The sequence below is a fragment of the Variovorax sp. P4_D9 genome (assembly GCF_056401695.1).
In genome coordinates this window covers 1-3,146 of record NZ_JBFUIU010000950.1, presented here as the reverse complement: position 1 = coordinate 3,146, position 3,146 = coordinate 1, and the positions used below count along the sequence as shown (strand labels likewise).

Annotated in this window: 3 protein-coding genes; 2 read left to right on the top strand and 1 reads right to left on the bottom strand. The window is 58.9% G+C overall.

The features are described from left to right. Nucleotides 1–244 precede the first annotated feature (244 nt). Together AC1DY5_RS48905 and AC1DY5_RS48900 are read left to right on the top strand one after the other, a co-directional pair. Nucleotides 245–622: a hypothetical protein gene (locus tag AC1DY5_RS48905; protein ID WP_478121547.1), complete on the top strand. Its 378-nt coding sequence runs from the start codon at nt 245–247 to the stop codon at nt 620–622. A gap of 533 nt (nt 623–1,155) precedes the next feature. Further along, the gene (locus AC1DY5_RS48900) at nt 1,156–2,226 is read left to right on the top strand and encodes a toll/interleukin-1 receptor domain-containing protein (protein ID WP_478121546.1); all 1,071 of its coding nucleotides are present in this window, start codon (nt 1,156–1,158) and stop codon (nt 2,224–2,226) included. 198 nt (nt 2,227–2,424) lie between these two features. Here AC1DY5_RS48900 and AC1DY5_RS48895 read toward each other — a convergent pair. Next, nucleotides 2,425–3,146 (bottom strand): group II intron maturase-specific domain-containing protein (locus AC1DY5_RS48895; RefSeq protein WP_478121545.1); only part of this gene is annotated, 722 nt, incomplete at its 5' end.

Sequence of the window (3,146 nt, the reverse complement as noted above, 5' to 3'; positions counted from 1 at the left end):
ATTCGGCGCATAGGCTGGTCTTGGTTGTTATGTGGTTGGTGTGGTAACCCTACGATAACAACGAAGCACCGGCCTATCTTGTTCGTGCGCCGTCCCGCGATGAAACCGGCGGCGTTCTCACGAACGCCCGAAAAGTACCTGGGACATCAGGCCGTCGCAGACCTCAACCAGCGAGAGTCATAACAGTCAGCCATGCATCGAGAAGCGCTTCGAGCAGTTGAAGTCGGTGCACGAGGTCGCACCCGTGGTCCTGAAGAACGAGGCGCGCATCGAGGCGCTGTTCACCCTGTACTTCCTGGCCCTGCTGGTGCAGGCACTCATCGAGCGCAAGCTGCGCCAAGGCATGCAGGCGGCCAACATCGATCAGCTCCCCCTCTACCCCGAGGCCCGTGCCTGTCGGCGGCCCACCACCGAACACATCCTGCGGCTGTTCAGCCTCGCCGAGCGCGTGTCGGTGTTGGCCAATGGCGAAGTCATCCGAGTCTTCCCACCAGAACTCACCGAGGCCAAGTCCTTGGCTTGCTGGGAGTGCCCGCTTCAGCCTATCTCGCCAAGCCCTGAAGCCGCCTTCCCCTGCGGCGGAAATTCGGGTCTATTGCCAAAATCGACGTGCGGAATGTGAGGCAAGCCATATAGTTATTGACGCTTTTTCGTGCACCAATTGGTTCGCCAATAACGTTGGGCGACGCGCGTGGCGATGAAACCCTCCAGCGGTTCACCCTCTCTTTGATCCGGGCCCACCTGGATCTTCTTGAGGTGCTCCCACTGACCGATGGATGCAAGAGACGCTGGCCGCGTTATGAGACCGATGATTGCGCAGAATGTCTGGCACGTTGTGTACCGATTGCAGAGGCGGGGCCCTTAAAACCCTTTTGATTGACTAAGCACGATAGAGATTCTCGCAGCGTGTGGGCGTGTCGTCATCGGACTCCGGCATGACCGGAGTATCTCTGCGCCGCTGCAGACGCGAAACAGCAGCGTCACAGCCGGACCTTGTGGGCCCCCCAGCGGGCGATCTGGGTCCCGGACAGTAGAGAAACCCGAAGAGYGATCCCCCTGAAGGCTGATTCCTCCAAAGCGACACCGACTTGGCGAGAGTGGTCTCAGCGGGGAGAATGGACAAAGAGGCAGCAAAGGTGACTTTTCGGAACTATCATGGAAACAATCTTCATCAGCTATGCCCGAGAGACACATGACGGAGCACGTCAGCTCGCTGATGACTGCCAATCACTCGGGCGAAACGTTTGGTTTGACGAAGAACTTTCTGGGGGGATCGTATGGTGGGACCGAATCTTAGAAAGCATTCGGGCCTGTGATGTGTTTCTCTTTGCCCTGAGCGGAGAGGCACTTGAATCGGTCGCCTGTAAGAGAGAATACGCATACGCGGTTGCCTTGCGGCGGGCGGTCCTCCCCGTGCTGCTGGGCGAAGGCGTCGTGGTGGCCCTCCTCCCGGAATCACTCGCCAAAACGCATTTCGTCGACTATCGAAGCTTTGACAAAGAAGCGCTGAAGGCACTGTCACGCGCATTAACTAAGCTGCCAGCGGCGCCGCCGCTGCCAGTTCCCTTGCCGGATTCACCGCCGCCTCCGGTATCGTATTTGGGAGCTCTGGCCGAACAGGTAGAGGCATCTTACCCTTTGAGTTTCGAAGTGCAGACGGCAGTGCTCTTGCGTCTAAAGCAATCAATCGCCGAGCCCGCTGATTCTCAGCACGCCGCCACTCTGCTTAAAAAATTCCTCGCGAGAGATGACCTCTATGCGAGGGTCGCGGCAGAAGCAAGCACATATCGTCTATACCGGCACGCTCTGGCGACCTCTTATTCGGCCGTGCCGCAGGGCGAAGTTCCATTGCCACCAAAGCATTCACCTATCCCATCATCTCTACAGCCCGCGGATTTCCCCTCCTCCTCTCAGTTTTCGCCACGATCGCACGTTGATGCGAAAAGCACGGACTCTTGGGCGGAAGACTGGATCGGATCGCAGCCACCTGTGCGTATCACTCCCACGGTCAATCGGCCGAGACCGCCTGACCTTAGTCGGTTGGAAATGGGCGGGGCCAAGGATGTATTCGAACGATGCTCTGAACTATTGGGGGATGCGGGCTATCGAGTCGCTGTAAGTCGGTGGGGAGGTTGGACAGTTAAAGAACCACATGGAGCAAAGGTTCGGCTGCAAACAATTCGCGACTTGGTCGCCTACACGCGAGACAAGCGCGCAGCCAGATGAAGTGACCACCTAGTGTAGCGCGCCACTCAGATATGTACTTATCTTTGGACCCGTGCCAATGCGGCCTCGGCTCGCGTGACCTTGGCCAGGATGTCGGTCGCGCTCTTGGATCGGCATAGGGGGCCCCCTGCAATAGGAGGCGCCCCTGCCACACCACCGGGCATGCGGGTCCGCACCCGGCGGTTCGAGAGTTTGAGGTCATGAGAGTCGAGGTACACCCATCCGGTCGAAGTAAGCAACGGTCAGCACACTGTTGAGCAGCATGGCGCTGTTGCGCCACCAGCGGCGGCTATACAGCCCCACCCGTTTGGCGACATCTTCGTCCGCACCAAGTGCTTTGAGCTCCCGGTAGATCGTCCGTGGCCGCTTCCAATGTTTGAGCTGGATCGCCCGTAGTCGGTGGCGCAGCCATTTGTCCAGCTCTCGCCAGACTTGTGGTGTTTGCGCCAGTCCGAAGTACGCCTTCCAGCCCAACAGGTAGGGCCTGAGCTTTGCTACCACTTGCTCCATGCTGCACCCGCCCGAGCGGCTCGTGAGTTTCCGAATTCGGGCCTTGAAGTCACGCAGCGGCTTCGCAGCCACCTTGCATTTGACCTCCTTGCCCTTAGCCACCCACAGCGCGTAACCCAGGAATTTGCGCCCGAGGGCGCTTGCCACCGCACTCTTGGCTTCGTTGATTTGAAGCTTGAGCCTGGTATACAACGTCCTGAGCAGCGCCATCACCCGCTCGCCCGCCTTCACGCTGCCCACATACACGTTGCAGTCATCGGCATAACGCGCAAAGCTATAGCCTCGCGCCTCCAATACCTTGTCCACATCGTCCAGCAGCACGTTGGCCAGCAGCGGTGACATCACGCCATGGACACAAGAGATAACTTCGAGTTCGAGCGGCGGATCGCGCTGTGTCGGACGCTGTCGGT